The following is a 19,215-nucleotide window of genomic DNA, read 5'->3' as shown; positions in this document are numbered from 1 at the left end:
TTCTTACGACCCTCCTATAATATCTTTTTCGGCCAGTAGCACACGCCCACATCCAACGCGCGGGGCTTGTCCAGATGAAAGTCGGCATACCGACAGTACCAGCACTGCCGCAGACCCCTCGGTGTGTCGGTTCTCGGTTCAAAGGCAGGGCAAATCTGCTTTGGCCACACATTTCCCTCGGAATTGGGGACTTTCAGCGGTACATCTTCACGCCTGCGTTTTTCCATTCCGTCATGCTCCTTCCGGCGAGAACACAGTGATATTTTTCTGAACACTTCGGCTTGCCGATTATTTTATATTGGCAGATTCAAATTTCAATTGCCCAGCTTCTTCATCGCTTCAATCATTGGGAGCTACCGGTCGGTTTCAAGCCCTGATCACCCAATGAAATCTTGCAAATTTCTGTTTAGATATTAATCCAAAAAATAAAAAAAATGAGCCTTTACACTTAAAAGACTCATTTTTACACTTAAAAAGTAGCTATTCAATTAAAATTTGCTCTTGACAAACAAAAGATTCCGTATATTTAAACCAGAAGGCGTACCTGAAAAACACCAATTTCGATTTTATACAGCAGCTCTCCATCATACTTTTTTGCAAAGGCAATGACGCTCTTGCTGCCGATTCCATGGCCTTCTTCGCGGGCAACAGGATAGCCGCTTTCATCGAGTACGGTATCCTCGGTGCAGGAATTTTCTATTTCCAGTAACAGCCGCCCCACACTTCGGCAGGTAAAACGGAGATAGGGATTTACTCCGTCAGCCAAACATCCACAAGCCTGAATGGCATTTTCCAATAGGTTTGATACCACCATGGAAAGCTCCAAGGAATCTACGGTTAGCTCTCTTGGAATATCCAGTTCAATCTCTGTGGGAATACCTGCCTGCTCTGCAACCCCTGCATAGTGGCAGACAGCGGCGTTGACGGCGGGGTTTTCACAGTAGACCTTGCTGATGGTGTGTGTCGCTTGATTTTGATTTTGCAGCAAAGCGGCGGCCTCGTCGGTTTTTTCCTGCTCCAAAAGCTCCAGAAGCACATTGTTAAAGTGGCGGCGGTCATGGGCAGCGCGGCTGTTCTTCACCGACACCTCCTCCATCAGTTTCAGACGCCGAGACATATTGCCCGCGGCCAGTTGCAGGTATTCCCGCTCCGCCTGCATTTTCTGATTTTCTTCCTTGATCCGATATTCTCGCATAAGATTTTTGAGGGAGAGGAGAATGGAGCCGTAGGCGGCAAGCCCGATAAAAATCACCAGAAGCAGCGGTATGGCCTGTTCCGTCAGCATCACGATAATATCGTCCGCAGACAAAACGTAGTAATTAAAGGTGATGTAAAGCCCCAGCGCCACGGCGAAATATGCCGTCCAATGCTCCACCGCCTGCCGATACAGCGGACGTACATACCGCGACAAAATCAGCAGAAAAGCTCCGAATAGAATTAAGCGCAGCAGCGAGTTGGCGTAGAGGGGATAAGGCAAATACCTGCAGACTTCGAAGCTAAGGATAATTACGATGTCGCTGATGTTTTGGACGGTGATATAGGAAAACAGCCACTGCATGAAGGTGTCTTTGAATAATGGCCGTACCGCAAAGCAAAGCACTGCAAACAGGATAATATCCAGCTTTGAAAGCAAGGTCAAATTGCCGCTGAGATAGCAATAAACCGCTGTACCCAAATCAGCTGCAAGAACGCCGAGCATGGTCAGCAGTGTAATTTTTTTAGAATACTTCGGCTGCAAAAGCGTCATCATCAGCAGAACATTGGCGGTAGTGGAAATCACCGCTCGCAATAAGTCAGGAAAAATTTCTATCATTGCCGTCCTCCCTTTGCCATCAGGTAGTCCATATAGGTATCCCTCACCGCAGCGTATTGCTTTGCCGTAATGGGGACGGTCTTGCCGCCGCACAGCGTAAAGCTGTCCTTGGCAAAGCGTTCCACCCGCCGCAGATTGACCACAAATGAGGTATGGCATTGCAGAAAATGCCTGTCTTTCAAAATAGGCAAGGTGTATTCCGAAAATTTCTCCCGAATCGTGCGGCTTTGCACTTCCTCACCGTTCTTTAAGCTGAAAATGACAGCGTGACTGCGGTATTCACAGCAGTCCATATCCGACAGCTTGATCACCCGCAGACTATCGGCGGTTTTCACAGTAAACGTCTTCTCTTCGGCTAGGTCTGCTTTGGAGATGGCGAGGGTCAGCGTATCAAACAACTGCCGCTTATCAATTGGTTTAATGAGATAATTGATGGGGCTTGCGGCGTATGCCTGCAGAGCAAACTGAGGTTCGGTGGTGGCATAGATAATCTGTGCCTCGCAGTCAAGGCGGCGAATTTCTTTGCCTAACTCCAAACCGTTCACCATTGGCATGACAATATCCAATATGTAAAGATGGAAGCTCTCTGTTTTAAGGGCAGTCAGCAATTGATCCGGATGAGAAAATTCTTTCATTTCCGCTTCCAGTGTATGGGTGTCAAGGTATTCTGTTATGTGTTCGTTGATGATTTCCAGTTCTCTCGGCTGGTCATCGCAGACAGCAATATGTAGCATGGCAATCACTTCCATATGGTATGTTCTTTTCGAGGATCGGTAGGCTTTTTGCATCAGATGGAATAACCCAAGAGCGCCCGAAATGCGCCGGGATACGCCCGGCTTAGCAGTATTGATGCACGCGCCGTTCCCATATTCCCCATAAGTATTAAAATACCGAGTATATTATATACGAATATCCGTATGGTTTCAATAACATACCTAAAAAGAAGATGATGTGCGTCAGCACAAGCAAATTTTCAAATGCTGGTACATAATTGCTATGTGGGAAAAAAAAAGACATCCACAGGTAACCAACCGTCTGCAAAACAGTTGGCTACCATGCGCCCTAAGGGTCTCTGCGACCACTTATGACTTGTGAATGCCGTTTGTGCGCTGCTATTCTAGTACGCATAATGGAGATACATATCTAAATAGAAAAGCAGATAATAAAAGCATTCCTGCTCTTATTATCTGCTTTTGGTGGAGGAGGGTGGATTCGAACCACCGAAACGTAACGTAACAGATTTACAGTCTGCCCCCTTTGGCCACTCGGGAACTCCTCCATATTACCTTTTATCTCAAACAGATCAAGTGCTTGTCCCGTTCAGCTGAACGCCGAAGCGTGGAGCTGGTGGACGGATTCGAACCCCCGACCTGCTGATTACAAATCAGCTGCTCTACCAACTGAGCTACACCAGCATTTCTGAAATAGAATGCTTGAATAATATATCACTTTAATGTAATTTTGTCAACATATTTTTTGAAAAAATCGTTTTTTTAGAGAAAGGCGCAGAAACTGCACTGAAAATCCTATTTGAATAGGCTTGATAGAAGATTTGTTGCACTCTCTGAGTACAGTATTGCTTGGATGCAATAGATATTTCGTACTGCGAGGTGGATACCTTTGGATACCCGTGGATACCAAAGCTCTCTCACTCGTGTGCTGCACATACTTACTCGGAGTTATATTCTATTAGAAATATGTATAAAAATGGAATAAATTCTTATTTTTAGTTGATTTGCAAGATATAAGAAAGTAAAATAGAATTAAAGTTAAAATTTGGAATTTATTACTTATTATAGCAATTAGACGAAGTTTGCACAGCTTAGAAAATATTCCGTAAAGAAAATGCTAATATTGCATATTTTGATAGAACTTGTTGGTACGAAAGGAAATATATTTAATGGAAGAGGTGGATCAGTGTGTTTTCAATTAGGGATGTGGCTAAGAAGGATAACCTGATCCTTGCATATAATCGCTTATTAACCAATCCCGAAAGCACCTACAAGAACTTCTTTAGAGATACTTATTCAACCTATGGAATGGCTGTTGAAGAGAACATCACTTTGTTAAGGGATAAAGTAAAATCAGGATATCTGCCAATAAATACAATACGGGTGTTTATGCCGAAGGCAAATGGTTTAAGCAGAATGTATACGTTGATGTCAATTGAGGACCAAATTGTATACCAAGCATACGCAAATGTCTTAGCAGAAGCACTATCGACAATTTTAAAGGTTAAAAAAAGATATAGAAAGAGCGTATTTGGCAACCTATATTCCAACAATCAGAGTCTCTTTTTCTATCAGAAATGGCAAGATTCCTATAAAGCGTACACTAAGGCTGTTATCAAGGCATATGAAGAAGGAAGCAAATATATTGCGTCCTTTGATCTTACTGCCTGCTATGACAGCATTAATCATCATTTGCTTCGGACTGTATTGAAGGACAAATGTCGATTTAGCGATACTTGTGCCAATTCGTTCATTCAATTGCTAGAACAGTGGGAGTCATCGAATGGGTTGGAGCTTGCTACAGGAATACCTCAGGGGCCTCAAGCGTCTGGTATAGTTGCTGAAGCTGTATTGGCTGAATACGATTCATATATCGAAGAGTTGCAAAAAGAAACTTCCTTTCGGTATTTTAGATATGTGGATGATATTCGGATTCTGGCTGATAATGAAGAAACAGTTCGCTGGGTATTGTTTCTTCTTGACAAGAGGAGCAAGGAGCTCGGATTATTTCCGCAGTCATCTAAAATTACCGTTCATGAAATTTCAAATATTGATGATGAGATCAAACGTATCAGTAAGCCCCTATTTGAAGATGAATTTGATCATGAGAAAAGGGCTGAAATCGCAGTAAATGCTATAAAGCGATTAATTAAGGAAAACCCTGCCGATCTTACAACCATCAAACGCTACTTTCAATATGTCAAGCAAGATGCAAAATCAAATAAGCTTGCCATTGCTACAGTTCAGAGATTTCCAAATATGATTCATTCGTTTGCATTTTACATACAAAGATATCCAAGGAAAATCCCCCCCACCCTTAGTGATTTTATTTATGGATGCTGTCAAGATAAAACTCAGCAATTTTCTTCTGGAATATTGTTGGAGGCAGCTATTGGAAACTTAAATTGTAAAGATGCAGATAGATTTACAGAGCTAGCAAAAAAATTGCTCAATGTCGATAAGAAACACGCGTTTATAGTTGATAGCAGGTATCGTTCGCAGCTATTGGCATTCATTCTTCTTTACGATTCAAAATTTGGCATTAGGCAGAAGAACTATGTTATGAAAAGCAATTGGTGGGTTAGAAGCAAGTTTGCTTATCAAGCACAAAAACACGAATTGGCAGATAAGCTTGGTGCGACTTTCTTGGAAGATTACATTAAAGCACCAGAATGTGAGTTGGCTACGGCTGGTGCGAATTGCTATTTGTTAGCGCCTGTACCCAATCAATTACCTCCGGTTAATGCAATTTCTCCATATGCACAGAATATATTTAAACGAGCCAAAATAATACAGCGTAATAGATACTCAAATAGTCAAATAACTCGATATCTATACGAGTTAACAGGTGTTCAGATGAAGTTCCAATGGAAAAAAAGATTCGGGAAAGAGCATGATCAGATTGAGCGGACACTTTTTACGGCTTTAGGTTATTGGAAAACGGATCTCACAGCATTTGTGAACCTTTGGGATACAATTGATGATAGAATTTGCAGTCTTCTTAAAAATGATCATGCTGAACTCGGCGGATATATCCTTGGGAAAATTGGTGGAATTGAAAAGAGCAAAGGTTTTATTAATTATATCCCCAAATTTCATAAGATGTGTATGGAACTGCATCAACTTAGACTTCATTCACATTTATCACATTCAGAAATAAAGAACACTCATCAGTATACAGGTCCAGTCCCTCAGGGCAAGCGAAAGCCAATTTTAAAGTTTATAGTCGAAGGAATCCAAGAGCTAATTCTGTTTTGGTAATCAGCGTTTTTGCAGTATAAATTCGTCATTAAGAACAATGATTCAAAACGGATAATGTCAATTGCTCGATTTGTTTATGATGGACATGCTGATTGTAGCAATACTATGAAGTTGGATTTTTATATATAGCAATGAAATTGCTTATGCACCGAATGGAATAAGGAGAGTGACATTATGTGGCTAGACAATGCATCTGATATCGATATTCTATTTTATGGGCCTTATGCTAAGCTGATTGCTGACATTGCGAAAGATGAGACCAACAATCCCCTTACCATAGGAGTTTTTGGACTTTGGGGTGCAGGCAAATCAACATTATTGAACCTAATTGACCAACAATTAACCAAAGAAAAAGAAAACATAATCTGCGTGAAAATTAATGCATGGATGTTTGAGGGATATGAAGATGCAAAAACCGCATTAATGGAGGCGCTTCTAAAAGAACTATATAATAAGAAACCGTTTGAGGAAGTTAAAGATAGTATTAAAAAGTTATTTCAGCGCGTTGATCTTTTTAAGCTTGCAACGTCAACGGTTTCTATAGGTGCGTCGGTTGTAGCAAGTGTGGCAACTGGGAATCCATTACCTATAGCAATGAGTGTCCCAAGAAATGTAAAAGAAGTTGCAGAGGTATTAGAATCTGCTGCAGAAAAAGTCTCAGATGAAAAAGATGCATATATTAAGAATGAAACAACTGTAGATAACATTAGAAATTTTAGAAAAGACTTCGAACAGATGCTAATAAATGCTGATACAAACAATGTAGTAGTGATAGTTGATGATCTCGATAGATGTACTCCAGAACGGATAATTGATACGCTAGAGGCGATCAAACTATTCTTATCTGTTGAACGTACAACATTTATCATTGCTGCCGATGAGAATGTCATACAGTATGCAATTAGGAAAAAATACCCTCATATCGACGGATCAGATGTAGAACTATCAACGGAATATATTGAAAAAATAATTCAGCTACCAATTTACATCCCAGAGTTGTCTTCAAAGGATATAGAAAATTATCTGTTGTTACTGGTCACTCAAAGGTATCTCTCATCCAACGATTTCAAATCATTGCTGGAAAAAATTCACGCCGAAAAGTACATAGTTAGGGATGCTCGTATTACCCTTCCAGAAATGAAATTACTGATTTCGAATTTACATCTGGAATATGCCCCATCAGAAGCAAAATTCATGGAAGATGCTAATATTATAGACAGTATCAGAGACATCGTTTCTTCTATGTTAAAAGGAAATCCAAGGCAGGCAAAGAGATTCTTGAATACTTTTATCACTAAGAAATCGCTTGCTCAAATGTATTATGGAAGCGATATTGATATACGCATCCTTGCAAAATTGTTGGTGCTACAAAAGTTGGATTCGGATTTGTTTAATCAACTTAATGAGTGGAACAAGGAATTTACACTTTGCAATGATAAATTTAAGACAATGTATGATGCTGTGATGGCAAGTACAAATAGTGTGGAGTATACAAAATGGGCAATTCCATCAATTAAAAAATGGCTTGAATGCGAACCGAAAGATTTTTATAGCCAGCGGTTAGACAGATACTTCTATTTAACACGTGAAAATCTGGCTGGAAATATCATTGATTCGCAAAATTTCAGTATTCAGGCCCGTCAGGTTTTAGATCAACTGGGATCAGTTAAAGAAGGTACAATCAGTGGGATCATGGAAGCAATGAAAGCATTATCTCCGGTTGATATTGATAATGTTTTCTCAGTTCTACTTCCCCGCATAAGGAACGGGTTGCTTGGCTATTTTGTTATAAAAGAGCTTTTCTTAACATTTACTCCATACCAAGACAAGATTTTAGATGCTGTCGGCAATGCAAAACAGACGATTACCCTTGCTGACTCTATTTATTTATCAGCAATGTTTAATGCAAACACCACTAAGGTCTTGCCGATGCTTGAAAGGATAAAGGGTGGCAGATTGAATGCAAAATTGTATGATAAGATAATTGGAAAGAAGGGGTAATATGGGGACTTCAAAAGGATACATTCCTCCTACTCGTATACAATGGACTCAGGCAAAACGTGCGGTTACACAAATGTTGAGTGATAATGATTCTGCATCTATTGCTAAAGCGGGAAGTAAATTTGCTACGGCCATGAAAGCTGACACTACCTCTGGCAGTACATTTTCTCATGCTGTCTCTGGAATCTTAGGTCTGTCAAAAAATATTGCAGGCCATGGAGCGGCATACGCATTAAATCAAATCAATAGACCCGACTTGATAGGAAAGCCCCCCATAGAGATACTAGACGAATTGTTCCATGAATATACGCATAATGGAGAAACTGTAGAAGATGCCTTGGCGGCAGACGCCTTATCTAAAGCGCTGAAAAATCTGGATATTGAGGACTTCGAGCAGTTGGGAAACATATCTCCAGAAATTTTTCTAAAAGAAACGTTGATTGACTATATATCTATTAATTTTGATTTTCGTTTTGCAGAGAAAATTGGAAAAGATCGGACCCCAGCAGAAGCACGTAGGATACTAAAAGAAATGCAGGATTACATAAGAAGTAGCTTGTACGAAAGCCTTAGCTTCGGTGATATTAGCACAATTGATTTTTCCAACTTGTCAGGCAGTGAGTATGTTGATAGGGCTCTAAATAACGCTTATTCAGTGTTTGAAGAACTTTATACGGAGGAATAGCATATGAGGATATGGGTTAATAAAAACAACTCTGAAATTCCAGATGTAAATTATATGGATGCCTATGTCTTTTCGCTTAACAGAAAAGGATACAGTACGATTTATACCAATTTGGCCGATACGTGGCTTAGACTTGGCGCATTATCCATTCAACCAATCTATGAGGATTTATTTATTATTGCAATCTCAATATTTGCTATAGACAAGAGGGTTGCACGTTCACACTTCAAAGACTGTTGGACTCGTCAAATCGATGTATCCATCCCGGTCATTGAAATTGAGAAGTGGAAATCAGTAGAAAAATTATGGAATAAAACACTGAATTTTTTAACGGGTGATTCTTGGAACTTATCTTTTCGTAAAACAGAAAATCAATATGGCCTGAGAACTCATCCTAGCCGGATAAAACTGGATGTTTCAAAATGCAATGTGGTTTGCCTGTTTTCGGGGGGATTAGATTCTTTTTGCGGAGCAATCTCGTTGCTTGAAAAAGGTAATTCACCTTGTTTGATTGGTCATAATGAGTACCCAAAGCTGAGAGCGAAACAAGAAAATCTGGCTGCTATGTTTCGGGAAGAATACAAAAATCAAACCGCTGAATTTTTAAGTTTCACGGCCAATTCGCGAGCACCTGTAAATGCAACGGGAAAGCTCGATGGAGCTGAAAATACTTCAAGGGGAAGATCTCTATTGTTTTTATGTGGAGCACTGACTGTTGCAAGTATTATGGGGAAGGATATTCCGGTTTATATCCCTGAGAACGGATTTATAGGCCTGAATATTCCACTTACAGATAGTAGAAAAGGATCATGCAGTACAAGGACAACACATCCATACTTCTTGAAGTGCTTTAAAGAAATATTAATCGCAGCAGGAATAAATAACCCTGTCTTGAATTTCTTTGCATTTAAGACAAAACGGGAGATAGTTGATATGGTTAAAGGTACAATTGCCTTTAATCGTGGCTTTGCGGATACAATATCATGTTCCCATCCTTGCAACAGAGGTTTAAATAAATATGGTGTCCGAGAATATCCACTCAATTGTGGTTATTGTTTTCCTTGTTTGATAAGAAAAAGTTCCTTACTGGATGTTGATACATCACATGAAAGATATTGGAGTAAAAATATATCACTGGATTTTTTAAAAAGATTTTCACAAGGCGATATAGTAAATGATGCCTCAGCTGTCATAAGTAGCATATACAGATACCAAAATCAGAATGATAATGAAATTAAGCGATTAATAAAATGCACGGGCCAATTATCGACTAATGAAGTTGAGAGTTTTATACGCGTTTATAGAAAAACAATGGAAGATCTAATTGAGCTATTCTCAACAGATCCGGAGATGAAAGAGTATATAGGATTATGACTAGAAAACTCATAGATTCACATTTCCATTTAGACCACTATAGAAATCATAAAGAATTGTATGATGCCATTAACAGACTTGAGCAATATACACTATGTGTGACAAATACTCCGGGAGTATTTGTCTCTTGCAAGAATTTGTATAAAGAAACAAAGTATGTGAAGTTTGCTCTGGGATTTCATCCACAAGAAAAGTCCTTGTCTGCTAAAGATTTTTCAGATTTTATGATTTTGATAAACAGAACAAATTATGTTGGTGAAGTAGGGATGGATTTTTCTTCGGATGATTATATTACCAAGGAGCAGCAATTAGATTTTTTTGGGCGAATTGTTGACTTGTGTGCAAGTAGAAATAAATTGTTGTCCGTGCACTTACGAAAATCAGAGACTGAGGCGATAGATATTATAAGAAGATACCATCCCAAAAGGTGTATCATACACTGGTTTACTGGAACGACTACTCAGCTGGAAGAGCTCATTACATTAGGTTGTTATTTCTCTATAAATAGCAATATGGTTCGAAACAAAAGCTCAAATTCAAAATTGTTGGTTATCCCGCAAAATAGAATACTAGTAGAGAGTGATGGGCCATTTACAAAAGTTGACGGCAAAAAATACACACCAGAATTACTATTGCCTGCTTATCAGACTATAGCTCAATACTTTCAAAATCCTGATATTATTGATCAAGTATATATAAATTTTAAGAAATTATTGCTAAGGTAGATTATTGTGGCACTTTTAATGCATTTACAATGACAACAGACTTATAGAAAAATCGATTGATTCACTGGTTGTTCTGACCATTTAAAGTCCGAAGAGAATAAATCTTTGTATTATCAGTTTTCGTCCGGAAAATTGATCATTCCGGTATTCAATTATACGAAAATCTCCGATGTTTTACGAAAATAAATTCTTGAGATGGTGACATAATGAAATGTATTAATTGTAAAAAACACACGGTATGCTTATATTATTACAACAATGATAAAAAGGCGCCTCTCTGTGATGTTTGCATCAAAGAAATAATAGACGTGAATATGTGTGAAGGATTTCGCCTTTGGCAACAGGCGGTGGATTATGATCAGAAATACCATAACAATGCAAAGCGCCGTATATCTAACCTCTTCAAAGAATTTTCAGCTTGTGAGAACCTTCCTGACATGGCTATCATGGTTAGGGATGGCCTTATATGTCAAATTAAGGCACATCTGCAGTTTTATAACCGCGACTGCTTAGTCGCGTTATGTGTACTCATGAAACAGCGCTTCCTTGCAGGTATGGATGGTGCTTCGTCGGATTTCTGGCACTCTTCTACAGAGTATAATGTTGCCTGCACAATAATCAGGTATTGCTATGAGATAGAAGAATTCGAGGGAGGTATGCTGTACGAATCGGAAGAGCCGGGTGTGTTCGACCTTATAACAGCAATTGTCTTTTTAAGGATTCTATTGGTATTAGAAGAAAATATCCAAATTTGCGAGCGTATTGGATATAAACAAAGAACAATCCAAGAGTTGCTTTATGAGCCTATCGAATGGAAAGAATCCGAAAAATACTTCGAGGAATATGTGGCTTCAAGTCGCTTTGACAAACCAGAGGACTACTCCTTTAAGTATCACCCCCTAGAATTAAAGCTTCGCTCAGAACACAAGGATATGAATAGCATTATATTACAGGCCGACAAGGAAATTGAACAGTCTTTTGGCTTTAATCTTGATGTAATGATGAACATTATGATGGATCCGATGCGTAAAGTACAGGATACTAGAAAAGGCGGACATCAAGATTTGTACAAAATAGTTTCGGTAAGTGAACTATACAAAAAGTTCGAGAGTATATCCGATTTTAAAACAGTGGAGAGGATTCTTGATACATTTACATTACGCAAGGCGCCAGAAGATTTCACTGACTTGCAGACCCGAGGATTCTATGAGATTCGGAGTATTGTTCGGCTTGGCGATCAGGTTATGATGACGCCATTTGACATGTTTCAATGCGCATCAGTGTTTCGAGGTTATGCGTTGTCGGGACATAACATCGAACTCTATTTGCCGAATGTCGACACACAGATAAATCTGTCATCTGTTTTGAATATTACATCGACTTTTGTTGTATACACTATGGTAGATGTTTTAAAGAATAGCGGTTACACTCTCCCGCAGGAAAAGAAAAAGATAGATGGTGTGTTGTATGTCGTCCCGATGGCAGAAATCAAAAAAGTGATGAAAGATGGTGTCAATCTCCTGAAGCAAGATGAGAACCTGATTGACATTGACATTCTGGCCTGTAATGAAAGTAGTAAAATAATATATAATATCGAGGTTAAGCATTACAAACCGGCAGTTTCGGTGAAGCAGATGTTGTTGGGAGATCAGTCAAAGATTGAGGGGAAGCAAACCGTTCGCAAGACCTTGGCGCGAGAATCTCTGATTTATAGAGAACAAGAGTCCTTCTTGGACTTTCTAAATGTACGGACAGATGAGAAGTATACGGTAAAGTCTTTCATCGTCTCATCCCGTGCAAACTACTATGCGCAGTTGTGCGATAGTGTGGAGTGTATCACCTGGCAGAAGTTTTGTGAGCGAGCGAAAAATAAAACTCTGTAGTAAGGTGTATCATGAGTCTCAACAGGTGACAGTTATCTATTTTTGGCCCCAAAATAGCAGTACTCGTTTACAATTGGCTCTATAGCGAAAGTTTTATTTTCAAATCATAAACAGTTGCCTCACATTTTCTAAGAAATTGCTGTGATTTTAAAGATATGGCTCTTTATATTAGAGAATGTGGGACTTTTTTTACCTTTTTGAGGCTTTTATGAGTTAATAAAAAAAATTTGCAGTTGTCGGAGGAGTGTAAATATATGAATTACGATGTGGTTCACATCGAATTTGATATGTGCACTGCACAGGAAAGCGTAGGTAAAAAATGGATAACTGTTTAGCAACTATGAACGTGGAAAATCAAGACAAGCAATGGATGGCTGCTGTCAGCTTTGTGCTGAGAAAAGAAAAGGAGGTGCTAACAGAGGATCTGGCAATGGAGTTGTATCGCATTGCCGATTTCAGTTTGGAGGTTCGATATGATTTTAGCTCGTCTAAAGACATGGCGATATTTGTCCCTAATGACGGGATAAAAAAACCTGCTGCGCTACCTGTCACCGAGATTTTAAAGGATACAAAATGCCTTTTTAAAATTCGTGATAGTGTTCCAATTGATGAGCGTCTTTTCCCTATCATTCGTAAAATGATAGATCTGGCCCAAAAAAACCGCTCTCAGACTTACACTCACCAGCAGATTGGATTTACATCTCTTCCCGCAGGCGATGTTTTCCTTTATAAAAATGTTGTTGGTCTAGCCAAGGGGAAGTATGACTTCTTCTATAGTGGTTGTTTGGATCTTTTCTCCAAAGGCACAAAAGATGCCATGATTTCCTTTATTCGTGAGCATGTTGTTGGTAATTTGTGCATGGAAGTCGCCTTGATCTCAGCCTTTCTCGGTGTGATCACGCAGGCATTGGGATTGGAGTGGATTTCTTCTCTCATTTTCTATCTCAACAACTACAAGGAGCAGAGGACACTGAACCAGTTTTTACTGGGATCAATTTGTAATCCTCAAAATGTCTTCCAAAGTTTCACTCAAATTAGAAACCAAAAGGGCACGGATTGCTTTCAGCGTCTTCAACAGTTAAAAGTAATTCCATACTGCATTACAGGCCAAGAAATCGAAGAAAGTGAGTTACAGCCTATCTCCATAGAATTAGCTCATATGATTCAGAATGTTTTTCGAGATAAGCAGAGTCGAAAAGACTTCATGAGTGCTAATCATGATACAGAGTACTTCTCCCCTCTTATACTCTCTCTGCCTGAGCAAATGTCCAGTACATTTGCAACGCAGTTAAGCAAGGATCAATACTTTAGTGTGTTGGAGTTGAGATTTCCAGATTCCGGTACCATACAAAAATGCACAAGAGAGTTAGAGCGTCTGCTGCGAAATAATCGTGCCGTTTTGATGGAGCCGTTTGTCCAGTACCTTTTTGATAGCGGAAATTTAGGTGATAACCTACTTGACCGCTACGATGATATTGTAGACCAGCTAATTGCTGATAATGAAGATGTCCCCTACTGGGATACTCTTTGTGACAGAATGGCATTGCTGATATTAACTGAGCAACTGGCAAATGAAGCGTTTGGCTTAAACTGCAATATTGACACAATGGAGCAGTTCCTTATCGAACAAGCTAAAGAGCAAATCATAGCTTGCAAAACACAAAAGTACTATGAAGATTTTCTACGAAAGTTCGTGGAAGAACATGAGGTTAACTTTGCCGATTGCAACGAACGATTTGAATTTAATTCTCCCATGATAGGAGAATGCCTCGGTGTCATTCGCAACCTTTCTAATGAGGGAATCGAAATTACTATTCCCTCGGATAAGATAGGCAAAATCTTTCAACACCCAAATGATTCTGAAAATACTGATACTCTAGGTAACAAGGCAAATACAACTGCTGATAAACACTTTCTGAATCTTGCTTTGGCAGCACTTGATAAAGCGGGTGTCATTCAAAAGACACATACAAGAAAGGGAGAACGCTCTTGCAACCGTAAACTCGGCTCTTATGACAGTCGATCTGTGTCTTGCTATGTCTTTCGCTTAGAATAAAAATTGCCATGTGTGGTCTTGGGGTATCCCTCATTGCACACATGGCTTTCCTTTTGTCCAGAACTAGGCACAAGCAACACAAAGAAGTCCACACAAACGTCATTTTACATATGGAATGAAAAGCACAACAGAGTTAACATACACACAGTTCCAAAGAAGAAATAAAAGCTGTGTGGAGGTTACGAAAATGGACTTGCGGAATCAGCGTTTCGGAATTGAAATTGAGTTTACTGGTATCACCCGGTCACAGGCTGCTGCAGTTGTGGCAAAGCATTTTGGTGTATCGGCGCAGCATACTGGCGGCTCGTATGACAAATACGTCATCTATGAATCAGGTCGGGAATGGGAAATCCTGCGAGACAGCTCCATACGCACCCAACGGAAAAGCGGAGCTGCTGCCGGTGACGAGTATCGGGTGGAATTTGTATCCCCCATTTGTATCTATGAAGATATCGAAACCATTCAGGCGATTGTACGAAAGCTACGAGCTGCCGGAGCGATTACCAATTCCAGCTGCGGAATCCATGTCCATGTCGATGGAGCTGCCCACACCGTGACTAGTCTGAAAAATCTACTCAGTATTGTCCATGCCCGGCAGGATATGATTTATAGAGCTTTAGATGTAGATTCTAGGCGCACTACCTACTGTAAAAAGTTACCCTCTCCGATGGTGGACAAAGCGAAAGCCACAAAGAAAATGGAACGGCTGGCGGATGTGTGGTATGTAGACGATGGCAGACGCAGCGTTCACTACAACGACAGCCGCTATCATGTGGTAAACCTGCACAGCTACTTTCTGAACCATAATATCGAGTTCCGCTGCTTCAATTCTACCTTGCACGCAGGAGAGGTCAAAAGCTACATACAATTTTCGCTTGCTATCTCCACACAGGCCATTAATCAGAAGTTTGCAAGCAGCAAGGCGGTACAGACAGACAATGAAAAATATAGCTTTCGATGCTGGCTGCTCCGCTTGGGGCTGATTGGGGAAGAGTTCAAAACCTGCCGACATCACCTACTCAAGCACCTGACCGGCAATTCCGCTTGGAGATATGGGGAACCGATTCCGGCATAAGCCGGGATTCTCCCCATGTGAAATATATCAAAGGAGTTATCACTATGAAAAAGAAGCTTTATATCGCATACGGTTCCAACATGAACAAACAGCAGATGCAAAACCGCTGCCCTGATGCGGAAATGGTCGGGGTAGCCGAATTACCAAATTACCAATTACAATTTCGCAGGGTACTTACGATAGTTCCCTGCCCCGGCTGCAGTGTACCAATTGCAGTCTGGCGAATTTCTTCAAAAGATGAGGCAAATTTGGATGTATATGAGGGCTACCCCAGTTTCTATCGGAAGGAACAACGTTCTATCCATTTTTCTGACGGTTCTACGCACAGTGGCATGATTTATCTAATGAATGGTGGCTTTATCGCACCGCCATCTGTCCACTATTTTAACATAGTGGAGCAGGGGTATCGGGATTTTGACCTGAATATCAGTCCCCTAAAAGAAGCGTTACAGTCCAGTCTGCTCGAAAAGAAAAGTTCTCTCCAGTGCGACTTTCAATATGGAGTGTAAAAACGATTTAGAATATAGGCATAGAAGAATTCTGAGCAAATCGAGCGATTACCAAATTACCAGAGTTTAAATTGAGGAATGGTATACAACTTTCATTCTCAGTTTGCTCAACGGTCAGGATATAGAATATAGGGGTATCTGGAATGGGACAGGTTCTATTTTTGAAGTGACACACTTTGCAGGAGCTGGGGTATATGGGTATTACCAAATTACCAAACTTCATTTTGTATCGTGTACAACCGCAAGGAGTTCTACCATATGGGGTATCCCATATCGCACCTGACACAGATGCAGAAAGCGGACTGCATCCAACACAGTCCGCTTCAATCCATATAAATTCTATTTCTTTTTAGAGCCATATTTCCGGTAGAGCAGTTCAGTGTATTCGGCTGCCTTGTCTTTCTCCCTTTGAGGTAGAGCAGAATACTGGCGCAGTAGGTGTTCCGCAGACTCATCCGGGGCTAGTCCTAGCAAGTAATCGGAGGATACATGGAACAATTCACACAACCCCTTTACCGTATGTAGATTGGGTTCCCGGATGCCGGTTTCAAAATGACCATAATGGCTGGCTGATATGTCTAATATCTTGGCAACGTTCTCTTGCGTCATGTCCGAGTCAATTCGCAAATCCCTTAAAAGCTCATGAAATTGCTTCTTCATTCGTTCACCCACCCTCTGAAATGATATGAAACCATTATATGGGAGGGAAAGCAGGTGTTCACAAAACAATCCATTTAGAATTAATTATATGTATTTACAATCCTATTTGTATAAATTATAATATGAGTAGCATCCAAATTTTAAGAATATTTCGTACGAATAAAAAATTATTGGAAATATTTTTCAAAATATAAAACCTACTGCACTTTTGATCCGTCTTATGTCCAGAAATAAGAAAAATGGAGGAAACAAATATGTGGGCTCAAGTTCGTGATGGAATACAGGCATATGAAATCAGCAAAGAATTCAGTGGAAAGGTTGCTTTAGAAGGACTGGCGGTCGCAATCATTTTAGGAGTTATGACGCACAGTTTATGGGTTGGGGTAATTATGTTTTTGGTCATGAACTTTTTATGGTTTGTTCCTATCATTGGAACCCTTTTGATGTTTGCTTTTTCATTTATCTATGGTGCTTTAGCTTTCTGCCTGCTGTGTGAGTTTGGGGTACCAACTGCGATTTGCTTTGGGATTGCTGCAATGATTTTTTTATCTTCTCTTGGCTCTCACATAGCAACTCTTGGACATTAAAAACAAGGGGGGATTTCTATGACACTTGGAATATTTTTAGAAATCTTGAGCAGAGAATATAAAATCAGCCAAGAAAAAGCACAGCAAATTTTGAACACTCTGCTTTTTCGGGTAAAACCTCACGAAATAGTGTCGAGATACAATAATGGGGATATTGTAAAAAAGGAGAATATTGATGAAAATGACATTTGCAAATAAACTTGCAACAATCAAAGAAACCATGAAACGAGTTTTTGGAAGAATTACTCATGGGACAACCAAAACAAAGATTTTAGCAGTATCGGGAGCTGTCGTTATCGTGGCAGCTACAGCAACAGGCAGCATTTTATTGAATAAAAAAGGCCCGGATACAATCGTTTCCTCATCCTCTAGCACTGTGCTAGAACCTGCTGTCACCACTTTATCATTGTCTCAGGATACGCTGACTTTAGAGATCGGTCAAACAGCTCAGATGTCCGCTTCTCCAAAGCCTGAATCATCGGACAAAAAGATTGCTGTTGTATGGACAAGCTCAGATGAAAAAATAGCCACTGTTAGCCCGGATGGGCTGGTAACTGCGGTTAGCAAGGGAACCTGCACCATCACCGCTTCTGTTGATGCGGCAGTCAGTGCTTCTGCACAAATCACCGTACAAGACCCGGGCGAAGAAGAAATTGCTTTATTAAAAGCATATCTGAAAGATAGACTACAAGCGCCGTCAGTAAAAAGTCTGAACAAATCCTCAATATATCCAGATGGAATGCCTGCAGAGGTTACCATCAAACAGCTTAACGATGCAGCAATTGTCGACTTAAATGGAGACAATCATTATGAAATGATTGTGGAACACCTTTTTCATATGATTCCCATTCGCAGTGAGGACTACGGTTATGAGCCGTTTTATGAAATATATTACATAGAGGATGGAAAAGTACAGAAAAGCCCAACTCTCATCGGGGCGGAAAATGGAGACTATATGGGAGGAATATGGTGCTCCATTACTCAGGACACCCAAACACAGCAGTATTTCCTGACGACCAATGACGTTTACCGACCAGATATTGATCGGAGTTTAATAACTCAGTTTAATACATTAGATGGGGCCAAAATGACACCAGTCATGTCTTCAGAAGGGGGTATTGCAATCACACTGTCAAAAAAAGAAATTCGCTCTTCTAATCAAAAACTTATTTATGCTTTGAATGAAAAGGAAGTGGATTTACAAGCCTTCAATGAAGCGCAAAAGCGTTTCAAGCCGGTTCACTTCGATCTGCCACAACAGCGAACGCAAGAGGGGATCGGTATGTGGCAAAACCATGTTGAAAATAAAAATTTTAATATCGACCAAATCAAAATCTTTAAAAACAGCACTGCGCCAAAATCTTCCTTCGATGATATGATACAGCCTGCGCAAAAACGTCTGATTTCAGAACCAACAACTTTACTTGGAATGTCATTTTACAGGGCCAAAGCCCTTTTAGGCGATTACCATTCTATCACTGTACCCCAAAATACTCCCTACTATATTGCTATGGATAATGACAATCTGCTGGAATTCGATAATTATCCATTCATCGTAGAGGGGCCAGACTCTTCAGAAGATGCCTATATTTCTAATATTCTCATACGCAAGGAAGGCACGAATTTTTATAAAGATGCAAAAATCGGAATGAATTTAACTCAAATCAGTCAAACTGAAAGCAATCTTTCCATAGGAAACTCAGAAGAAGGAGATTCGAGGAAGGTGTATATGCAACCCTCAGACCAGAAGTTCCCCTATACATACCAATTGTTTTTTGATCAGGATGATGTCACTCAACCTTCTGCAAAATGCATTTGGGCAGTGATCAGTGATATCAATTAAACAACATTTTGA

General features: G+C 40.0%; 16 protein-coding genes and 2 tRNA genes. 12 read left to right on the top strand and 6 right to left on the bottom strand.

Annotation, left to right across the window (positions count from 1 at the left end; genetic code table 11):
• Positions 1-14 precede the first annotated feature (14 nt).
• The 5 genes from QOS46_RS12955 to QOS46_RS12935 form a co-directional block, all read right to left on the bottom strand.
• Positions 15-227: a hypothetical protein gene (locus QOS46_RS12955; RefSeq protein WP_283610346.1), complete on the bottom strand. Its 213-nt coding sequence runs from the start codon at positions 225-227 to the stop codon at positions 15-17.
• A gap of 299 nt (positions 228-526) precedes the next feature.
• A complete protein-coding gene (locus tag QOS46_RS12950; protein ID WP_283610345.1) occupies positions 527-1,813 on the bottom strand; it encodes a GHKL domain-containing protein in 1,287 nt (428 codons plus the stop codon).
• On the bottom strand, positions 1,810-2,547 hold the full coding sequence (locus QOS46_RS12945; protein WP_283610342.1) for a LytR/AlgR family response regulator transcription factor: 738 nt from the start codon (positions 2,545-2,547) through the stop codon (positions 1,810-1,812). Before QOS46_RS12945 ends, QOS46_RS12950 begins: the two co-directional genes overlap by 4 nt.
• Positions 2,548-3,007: 460 nt before the next feature.
• Positions 3,008-3,092, bottom strand: a tRNA-Tyr gene (locus QOS46_RS12940).
• A gap of 60 nt (positions 3,093-3,152) precedes the next feature.
• A tRNA-Thr gene (locus QOS46_RS12935) sits at positions 3,153-3,228 on the bottom strand.
• A 504-nt stretch (positions 3,229-3,732) separates the two neighbouring features.
• On the opposite strand from QOS46_RS12935, the gene QOS46_RS12930 reads away from it, so the two are divergent.
• The 9 genes from QOS46_RS12930 to QOS46_RS12890 all read left to right on the top strand — a co-directional run bounded on the left by QOS46_RS12930 (position 3,733) and on the right by QOS46_RS12890 (position 16,113).
• On the top strand, positions 3,733-5,805 hold the full coding sequence (locus tag QOS46_RS12930; RefSeq protein WP_283610341.1) for an RNA-directed DNA polymerase: 2,073 nt from the start codon (positions 3,733-3,735) through the stop codon (positions 5,803-5,805).
• A 174-nt stretch (positions 5,806-5,979) separates the two neighbouring features.
• A complete protein-coding gene (locus tag QOS46_RS12925; protein WP_283610340.1) occupies positions 5,980-7,806 on the top strand; it encodes a KAP family P-loop NTPase fold protein in 1,827 nt (608 codons plus the stop codon).
• Between the two features lies 1 nt (position 7,807).
• Positions 7,808-8,491 carry a hypothetical protein gene (locus QOS46_RS12920; protein ID WP_283610338.1) on the top strand — a complete coding sequence of 228 codons (684 nt, stop codon included), beginning with the start codon at positions 7,808-7,810 and terminating at the stop codon, positions 8,489-8,491.
• A 3-nt stretch (positions 8,492-8,494) separates the two neighbouring features.
• Complete coding sequence (qatC, locus tag QOS46_RS12915; RefSeq protein ID WP_283610337.1) at positions 8,495-9,865, top strand: Qat anti-phage system QueC-like protein QatC; 1,371 nt, start codon at positions 8,495-8,497, stop codon at positions 9,863-9,865.
• Positions 9,862-10,590 (top strand): TatD family hydrolase, encoded by a 729-nt coding sequence (locus tag QOS46_RS12910; protein WP_283610335.1) that lies wholly within the window; start codon positions 9,862-9,864, stop codon positions 10,588-10,590. Before qatC ends, QOS46_RS12910 begins: the two co-directional genes overlap by 4 nt.
• A 206-nt stretch (positions 10,591-10,796) precedes the next feature.
• A complete protein-coding gene (locus QOS46_RS12905; protein ID WP_283610334.1) occupies positions 10,797-12,473 on the top strand; it encodes a hypothetical protein in 1,677 nt (558 codons plus the stop codon).
• A gap of 346 nt (positions 12,474-12,819) precedes the next feature.
• Complete coding sequence (locus QOS46_RS12900) at positions 12,820-14,529, top strand: hypothetical protein (RefSeq protein ID WP_283610331.1); 1,710 nt, start codon at positions 12,820-12,822, stop codon at positions 14,527-14,529.
• 187 nt (positions 14,530-14,716) lie between these two features.
• Complete coding sequence (locus QOS46_RS12895; protein ID WP_283610330.1) at positions 14,717-15,604, top strand: amidoligase family protein; 888 nt, start codon at positions 14,717-14,719, stop codon at positions 15,602-15,604.
• A 44-nt stretch (positions 15,605-15,648) separates the two neighbouring features.
• Positions 15,649-16,113, top strand: coding sequence for a gamma-glutamylcyclotransferase family protein (locus QOS46_RS12890; protein WP_283610328.1), 465 nt, complete (start codon positions 15,649-15,651; stop codon positions 16,111-16,113).
• Between the two features lie 339 nt (positions 16,114-16,452).
• Here the strand turns inward: QOS46_RS12890 and QOS46_RS12885 are convergent, their stop codons facing one another.
• Entirely contained in the window at positions 16,453-16,773 is a 321-nt protein-coding gene (locus QOS46_RS12885; protein WP_283610326.1) for a helix-turn-helix domain-containing protein, read from the bottom strand.
• A gap of 254 nt (positions 16,774-17,027) precedes the next feature.
• On the opposite strand from QOS46_RS12885, the gene QOS46_RS12880 reads away from it, so the two are divergent.
• Genes QOS46_RS12880 through QOS46_RS12870 form a run of 3 tightly spaced genes read left to right on the top strand, consistent with a single transcriptional unit; the run spans position 17,028 to position 19,203 of the window.
• Positions 17,028-17,360, top strand: a complete 333-nt coding sequence (locus tag QOS46_RS12880; RefSeq protein ID WP_283610325.1) for a hypothetical protein — start codon at positions 17,028-17,030, stop codon at positions 17,358-17,360.
• Between the two features lie 18 nt (positions 17,361-17,378).
• Complete coding sequence (locus QOS46_RS12875) at positions 17,379-17,558, top strand: hypothetical protein (RefSeq protein WP_283610323.1); 180 nt, start codon at positions 17,379-17,381, stop codon at positions 17,556-17,558.
• Positions 17,536-19,203, top strand: coding sequence for an Ig-like domain-containing protein (locus QOS46_RS12870; protein ID WP_283610321.1), 1,668 nt, complete (start codon positions 17,536-17,538; stop codon positions 19,201-19,203). The genes QOS46_RS12875 and QOS46_RS12870 overlap by 23 nt, the downstream gene beginning before the upstream one ends.
• Positions 19,204-19,215: the final 12 nt, after the last annotated feature.

It is taken from the genome of Faecalispora anaeroviscerum, assembly GCF_947568225.1.
GTDB lineage: Bacteria > Bacillota > Clostridia > Oscillospirales > Acutalibacteraceae > Faecalispora > Faecalispora anaeroviscerum.
Note: the sequence above shows the minus strand (reverse complement) of the source record. Positions and strands in the feature narration are given on the sequence as shown.